Raw genomic sequence first — 7403 nt, forward strand, 5'->3', positions numbered from 1 at the left:
ATGCAAAACTTTGGATTATCAACGTCTTGCACGACACATTCCCGTGATCGGCCGCTCATCGCCATTCGTGTCCGCGCTGCGGCCGGCCGGCCGCAGCGGGGCTGGCTGATCGCGGAAGGCCAGGCGTTTCCGGTGGCGATCGGCCGCGGCGGTATCCGCGCCGACAAACGCGAGGGCGACGGCGGCACCCCGAAGGGAGTTTTCCGGCCCATCCGGCTGTGGTGGCGATCCGACCGGCATCCGCGACCGCGGACGTTTCTGCCGGTCCGCGCGATCGTGCCGGCCGATGCCTGGTGCGAGGATCCCGCTGACCGCCGTTACAACCGGCCGATCCGGCTCATGAGCGGGGCGGGCGGCGACCGGCTGAGGCGCGAAGATCATCTCTACGACTTCATTATCGAGATCGATCACAACACCTGTCCGCGCATCGCGGGGCGCGGCAGCGCCGTGTTCCTGCATCTGGCCCGCGACAATTTCGGGCCTACCGCGGGATGCGTGGCGATGACGCGGCCCGCGATGCTGCGGCTGTTGCGGCGGATCGGACCGCAGACGCGGATCGAGATCGGGTGAAGTATCGGGTGACGTCTTGGCGGTTCATTTTGAAGGAAGCACTTTGCATGTGACCGCTTCCGTCCCATTCGGAGACGAACCGTTAGAATAAATCTAAGCCATTCCAATTGCGATAAAGTTTCGGCTCCCTTAAGCCGATGAACGGTACGATGCGCTCAAGAGGCGGCGTCGGGAAGATGCCTTGGGCTGCAACGGGTCGTGGCCAGGCGAGAACTCCGAGTGCTGAATGAAAGATTCGGCTGCCCAGTTCGTGGAATTGTATCTGGCTGAGAGCGGTCGTTTACAGCGCCGGGTCAGCCGGATCATCGGCTGTCGCGCGACGGCGTCGGACATTGTCCATGACGTCTTTCTGCGCTTGTGGAAGCGCAAGCAGGATGGGATGGACGAAGCCTCGGCCTATCTCAGCCAGAGCGCGCGCAATGCTGCAATCGACCATATCCGCAGCGAGCGGGTTCGCGCCGAATACATTGAGCGCACCGTCCCCGAGCAGCGCTTCGCGGTACCGCCCTCGCCGCACGACATCGTCGCCGCGCGCGATCATCTGCGATGTGATCCGGGCGCTGCCGGAACGCAGCCGTCACATCTTTCTCCTCAACCGTATCCATGGCCGCAACTACAGGGAGATCGCCTGCGCCCTCGGTATTTCCACGGGCGCAGTCGAGAAGCATATGATGCGCGCCCTGAAAGCGATCCGGGCCGGCGCCGAGGATTTCTGACGTTGGGAAATGAGGTTTTGACGCCGTCGCCCGTCAAATCTGATAGGACAGCCGCATTTCGCACTCATGCACCCTCTGCATCCCTCAAATTTTGTGGCGTTTTGGCGTGACGGCAACGCATCAAAACAACAATCCGGGGCTTCGCTTCTGATTCAATCAGACGCGAAGCTCTCTATATTTGATTTGACGCGTTTTCTTGCGGCGAATCGGTAGCCACTTCGCTTGAAAACCCTCTAGGATTCCGCCCATGGATCGCGAGGTCGGCTCGAAGGCCACGGATATCGACGATACGGCGCTTGACTGGTTCACACGCCTGCGGGGTACAGCGTCCGCGGCCGACCGCGCGGCGTTCGAACGCTGGGTTGCGGCGAGCCCCAGCCATCGTCAGGCGTTTCGCCGTGTCCAAAGCCTGTGGTCGGCTGCCGAAGCGCCGGGTTCGCGCGTCGCGCAGGAAGAGAGCGAGATCCTGTCCGCTTATCTCGACACGATGGACCGTGCACGGACTCGCCGGAAAGCGAGGAAGCGCGGCGCCGTCGCCATCGTTGCAGGACTTGCAATCTTGAGTGGCGCCATCGCGCTGGAGCGGCCCAATCTGTTCCAGGACATGCGGGCGGACGCCGTGTCGGCCCGTGGCGAGCGGCGGACCGTTGATCTTCCGGACGGCTCAACCGTTCTGCTCGATGCCGACAGCGCCTTGGCGCAGCGCTTCACGAACGGGGAGCGTCGCGTCGTACTGCTGCGCGGGGGCGCCTACTTCTCCGTCGTGAAAGCCGCGCAATCCTTTGTCGTCGAAGCCTCCAGCGGAACGGTCGAGGTTCTTGGCACGAAGTTCGACGTGCGGTTATCAAATGACGAGGCTGTCGTTACGGTGGCGCAGGGGCGGGTCGCGGTAACGTCTCCGAATATGCAACGTGCATTGCTGGAGCCCGGCCAGCAGGTGAGATTTGACACCGTCGGCGTCGGTCCGGTGCGCAGTGCGGACCTCGCGGCGTCCATGGCGTGGCACGAGGGCCGTTTCGTGTTCTACCAGGCGCGTTTCGCCGACGTCATCGGCGAGTTGCAACGTTATCGGCCCGGTCGTTTGATCATCGCCAGCGCGGCGCTGGCCGACAGCCGGGTAAGCGGCAGCTTTACATTGGATGATCCCGATGCGGCGCTGGAATCGCTCCGGTCCACGGTGAACTTCGAGACCTATTCCATTCTGGGCCGTCTCACGGTCCTGCGCTGACGCTCGCCCGACGGCGTGCCGTCGGATTGATGGGATTGCCGGGTGACAGGCGAGCGAAGCGACGCCGTTCGTCGAACGGCCATGCCCGGCAATGACGGATCATCAAGATGCTTCCGTCAAAGCTTGAAGCACTCCAGCCCAGAAATATCCGCGACGGGGTGAGGTAAGCGCCTGCTCGCCCGTGAATCAGAATGAGAGCCGATGCCATGCGCGATCATGCGCGATCGGCCGGGGCCATGATTCACCAGCAGGGACAACACATGGGGCGATCGAGGTTGGGAGGCCGCAGGCACGTTTTGCTTGCAACCACGTTGGCGATGACGGTGGCGGCGGCCGCTTCCGCCGCCGCGCAGGCTCAGGAGCGGATTGCTCCGCGGCAATCCGGCGCCACCGCGCTGTTCCGCTTCGATATTGCCGCACAGCCATTGCCTCAGGCGCTGAACGAAATCGGACGCACGACCGGCCTTGCGGTGGTCTTCACGGGCAGCCGGCCGTTCAACGTCACCGGTCGGCCCGTGCAAGGCAACCTCACCTCCTCCCAGGCGCTCGCCACGCTATTGGCGGGAACCGGCATCACCTACCGCTTCACCAACGCACACACGGTCACGATCGATACGGGAGAGCCGGGTCGCTCGGCCGGCGGCGCGAGCGTGGCCGGCGCGATCTCGCTCGACACCATCGATGTGCAGGGGGCATCGAGCAGCGATCCCGGCCGGACCGAAGGCACCGGCTCCTACACGCCGAGCGTGACGGCGACCGCAACAAAGCTTCAGCTCACGCCGCGCGAGACTCCGCAGTCGATCAGCGTCATCACGCGGCAGCAGATCGAGGATTTCGGCCTGAGGTCGGTCGATGAAGTGGTCAATCACACGCCGGGCCTCAGCACCGTGAACGCCGGAGGTGAGCGGATCACTTTCTATGCCCGCGGCTTTCCCGTTCGGAGTTTTCAGTATGACGGGGTGCCGATCTCTTTTCAGAATTATGACGGCGCCAACGCCACCACCGAGCAGCGGACGGACATGGCGATCTACGATCGCGTCGAAGTGCTGAAGGGCGCGGCGGGCCTTCTGACCGGCGTCGGCGATCCCGGCGCGACGATCAACATGATCCGCAAGAAGCCGACCCGAACCTTCGAGGGTTACACGACGCTCGGCGGCGGCTCCTGGAACAACTACCGTGGCGAACTCGACGTCGGTGGTCCGCTGAACGAAAGCGGCACCGTGCGCGGCCGCTTCGTCACCGCTCATCAGGACGGAAACTCGTACCTCGATCATTATCATCGTAAAAGTTCGATCTTTTACGGAATCGTCGAGGCCGATCTGACGCCGGACACCTTGTTGTCCTTCGGCGCGGACTATCAGCGCAGCGTTCCGAGAGGAGCAGCCCACGGGGTGACCATCATGTTCAACAGTCTCGGCGAGTTCAACGACATGCCGCGTTCGTTCAATCCCGCGACGCGCTGGAGCACATGGGAGGCATACACCTACAACAGCTTCGCCACGCTGGAGCATCGCTTCGACAATGACTGGCGGGTCAAGCTGCAACTCAACCATCAGATCGGCGGTTACGACGCCCCGGTCGGCTGTGCCTGCAGCGGCTTTCCGAATCCGGCGGACGGCACCGGCGTGACGATGTGGCGGGGCCTGTGGACCAGCAAGGCGGAAACCACCGCGGCCAATGTTTATGCCACCGGGCCGTTCTGGTTGTTCGATCGCAAGCACGAGCTTGTTCTCGGCGGCAGCATTTCGCGACAGGATCGGGTGCGTGTTGATTACCGTGCAGACCCGACTAACCCGGGCAGCAGCGTCGTTCCCGACTTCTACAACTGGACCGGCGACGTTCCGCAGCCGGCGTGGACGCTGTATGCGCCTGGCGATCCCAACAAGGAGATTTTTGATGACAAGGCGTTCTACGCAGCTACGCGGCTTCAGGTGCACGACAGGCTGAAGGTGCTGCTGGGAGCGCGCATCGAAAATTATGAAGCGCGGCAACGCATCTATGGAGTCAGCACTCACCTCAAAAAGCCGGACCAGGTGATCCCTTACTACGGTGCCATCTTCGATATCACCGATGTTCTGTCCGCCTATGCCAGCTATACCGGCATCTTCAAGCCTCAGGGAGCACTGAACGAACGGGGCGCGACGCTTCCGCCGATTGAAGGCATCAATACGGAAGTCGGTCTCAAGGCCGCCTTCCTTGACGGGCGCATCAACGCCAGCGCCGCGTACTTTCAACTGAAACAAGACAACTACGCGATCCCGACCGGCGGCCTGACGCCAAACGGAACACCGGCCTACCGTCCGGCGGACGGCGTCATCACCAAGGGCTTTGAGCTGGAAATCTCGGGCCAGCTCTCGCCGCAGTGGCAGCTCCAGGCCGGGTTTACCCACAACGTCTCGCGGCTGAATAACGAGAGGGTTTCCTCCACGCCCACGCCGGCGAACCAGTTCACGGTCTACACCACCTACAAGCTCGACGGTGCGCTGGACGGCCTGACGGTGGGCGGCGGCACGCGCTGGGTGGACGAGACTTTGGATAAGGTTACCCACCCGATCTATGGCTCGATATGGCATACCGCGCCGAGCTACTGGGTTGTGGATGCGATGGCGAGCTACAAGTTCAACGAGAAACTGTCGGCCACGCTCAACATCAGAAACCTGCTCGATAACAAATATTATACGTTCTACGGCTGGTATAACGGCTACTCATGGGGCGCGCCGCGCAGCGTCAATCTCAGTATGACGTACAAGTTCTGACGACGTGAGGACTTGTCGCCCTGCAAGAACTTGCCCGCCGCTGTCGGTAGGGTTTCGTCATGGCGGCCGCTGGATCACCGCGTTCCGAAAATCGCCGAGCCGACCCGCACATGGGTCGCGCCGAGCGCGATCGCGATACCGAAGTCCGCGCTCATGCCCATCGACAGTTGGGTGAGCCTGTTGCGTCTGGCGATCTTGGCGGTGAGCGCGAAATGCGGCGCCGGCGCGTCATCCACCGGCGGAATGCACATCAGCCCCGCGATCGCAAGGCCATACGTGTCGCGGCATCGTGCGATGAAGGCGTCGGCTTCGGCCGGCGCGATTCCGGCCTTCTGCGGCTCCTCGCCAGTGTTGATCTGAACGAAAAGATCGGGCCGCCGGTCCTGCTTCCCGATCTCTTTGGCCAGCGCTTCGCAAAGGCTCGGGCGGTCGACCGAATGGATGGCGTCGAACAAGGCGACAGCCTCCTTCGCCTTGTTGGATTGCAATGGGCCGATCAGGTGCAGCGCGATGCCGGGATGCGCGGCCATCAGAGCGGGCCACTTCCGCTGGGCCTCCTGCACGCGATTTTCCCCGAAGACCCGCTGACCGGCGGCGATCACCGGCGCGATCGCGTCCGCATCGAAGGTTTTCGACACCGCCACCAGCGTCACCGAGGACCGTTCGCGCCGCGCATCCCGGCAGGCGCGCACGATGGCGGCTTCCACGGCAGCAAGACCGCCTGACAGCGGAGCGGTTGCGGATGCGTCAGTGGTCATTTGGCGTCCCCCGGCTAGTGTCCCGATTCCGAAGCTCGCATACGCTCGCAGCAATCTTTGATGCGAACTTCGGAATCAAAGGGACACTACCAACTTTATGATTTGAGTGTGGTTTGGGTTCAGAAGTTCGCTTGACGGACTCGCAGAGACACTGGAAGCAGAACTTCTGAACCGCCACACTAGTGGAGTGAATTTGACATTCGCTACCCACTTTGCAGCGAACGTGTCAGGCGAATGTCAAATTCAAAACTCCACTAGAAACCTGATAGTTGCCAGTGGTCCTTTGATTCTAACATTTGCAAGAACTCCCTGCGGCAACGGGATGCAAATGTTAGAATTGGACCACTAGAGACTGTTTCAACTGGTTGAATTCAGACCGTCGCTTGTTTTTGATTGTGCGTGATCTTTTCCGAAAACCAGTTTCCACTTTTCGGGATCATAACTCTAGCTTCGCGCCGGGATCGTGAGGCCGCGCTGGACCGCCGGCCGCGCCAGCCCCCGCTCCAGCCAGGCCGCGACATGGCGGAAGCGATCGAACGCGACGAGCTCGCGTGCCCCATAGAATCCGATCAGGTTGCGCACCCAGCCGAGCATCGAAATATCCGCGATGGTGTATTCGTCGCCGGCGAACCAGCGATGGGTCGACAGGTGCGCGTCCATCACCCCGAGCAACCGCTTCGATTCCGCCGCATAGCGGTCGCGCGGTCGCTTGTCGTCGAAATCCTTTCCGGCGAACTTATGGAAAAACCCGACCTGCCCGAACATCGGCCCGACGCCACCCATCTGGAAATGCAGCCACTGGATCGCATGCCAGCGCCGCGCAGGATCGGTCGTCATGAATTGGCCGGTCTTCTCGGCGAGATATTGCAGGATCGCGCCCGACTCGAACAAAGCCAGCGGCTTGCCGCCCGGACCGTCGGGATCGAGGATCGCGGGAATCTTGCCGTTGGGATTGAGCCACAGGAATTCCGCGCTCTTCTGCTCGTCCTTGTCGAAATCGATCAGATGCGGCTCGTAAGGCAGTCCGGTTTCCTCCAGCATGATCGACACCTTCACGCCGTTGGGCGTCGGCACCGAATAGAGCTGCAGCCGGCGGGGATCTCTGGCCGGCCAGCGACGGGTGACGGGATAGGCGGAGAGGTGGGCCATTGAATCACTCCGAAAGGCGGGAAGGCTCCCGCTTACACCGCAAAACCACACCGCTTGCAAACCGCAACGTCGCGACCGTCCGACCCGTTGACCCCCGGTCCGCTTTCATGGCCTAGTCCCGCTATCTTATAAAAACACTGCGATTCCATGACCTCAGAACGTTACAACGCCCGTGACGCCGAACCGCGCTGGCAAGCCGAGTGGGACAGGCAGGCGATCTTCGCGA

General features: G+C 62.1%; 6 protein-coding genes and 1 pseudogene. 5 read left to right on the top strand and 2 right to left on the bottom strand.

Annotated elements, in window-relative coordinates; all coding sequences use genetic code 11:
* From BGO16_RS14455 to BGO16_RS14470, 5 genes and pseudogenes are all read left to right on the top strand, one after another.
* Complete coding sequence (locus BGO16_RS14455) at positions 1 to 570, top strand: L,D-transpeptidase family protein (protein ID WP_292619500.1); 570 nt, start codon at positions 1 to 3, stop codon at positions 568 to 570.
* 226 nt (positions 571 to 796) lie between these two features.
* Positions 797 to 961: pseudogene (locus BGO16_RS18170) on the top strand (RNA polymerase subunit sigma-70); the annotation flags it as partial.
* A gap of 28 nt (positions 962 to 989) precedes the next feature.
* Positions 990 to 1286, top strand: coding sequence for a sigma factor-like helix-turn-helix DNA-binding protein (locus BGO16_RS18175; RefSeq protein WP_363092152.1), 297 nt, complete (start codon positions 990 to 992; stop codon positions 1284 to 1286).
* Between the two features lie 247 nt (positions 1287 to 1533).
* Positions 1534 to 2514, top strand: a complete 981-nt coding sequence (locus BGO16_RS14465; protein ID WP_292619503.1) for a FecR family protein — start codon at positions 1534 to 1536, stop codon at positions 2512 to 2514.
* Positions 2515 to 2774: 260 nt separating this feature from the next.
* Positions 2775 to 5270 carry a TonB-dependent receptor gene (locus tag BGO16_RS14470; protein ID WP_292619505.1) on the top strand — a complete coding sequence of 832 codons (2496 nt, stop codon included), beginning with the start codon at positions 2775 to 2777 and terminating at the stop codon, positions 5268 to 5270.
* 74 nt (positions 5271 to 5344) lie between these two features.
* Here BGO16_RS14470 and BGO16_RS14475 read toward each other — a convergent pair whose 3' ends face one another.
* Both BGO16_RS14475 and BGO16_RS14480 read right to left on the bottom strand, forming a co-directional pair.
* On the bottom strand, positions 5345 to 6028 hold the full coding sequence (locus BGO16_RS14475; protein WP_292619508.1) for a YggS family pyridoxal phosphate-dependent enzyme: 684 nt from the start codon (positions 6026 to 6028) through the stop codon (positions 5345 to 5347).
* 444 nt (positions 6029 to 6472) lie between these two features.
* Positions 6473 to 7177, bottom strand: a complete 705-nt coding sequence (locus BGO16_RS14480) for a glutathione S-transferase N-terminal domain-containing protein (protein ID WP_292619510.1) — start codon at positions 7175 to 7177, stop codon at positions 6473 to 6475.
* Positions 7178 to 7403 lie beyond the last annotated feature (226 nt).

The organism is Nitrobacter sp. 62-23 (assembly GCF_001897285.1).
Taxonomy (GTDB): domain Bacteria; phylum Pseudomonadota; class Alphaproteobacteria; order Rhizobiales; family Xanthobacteraceae; genus Nitrobacter.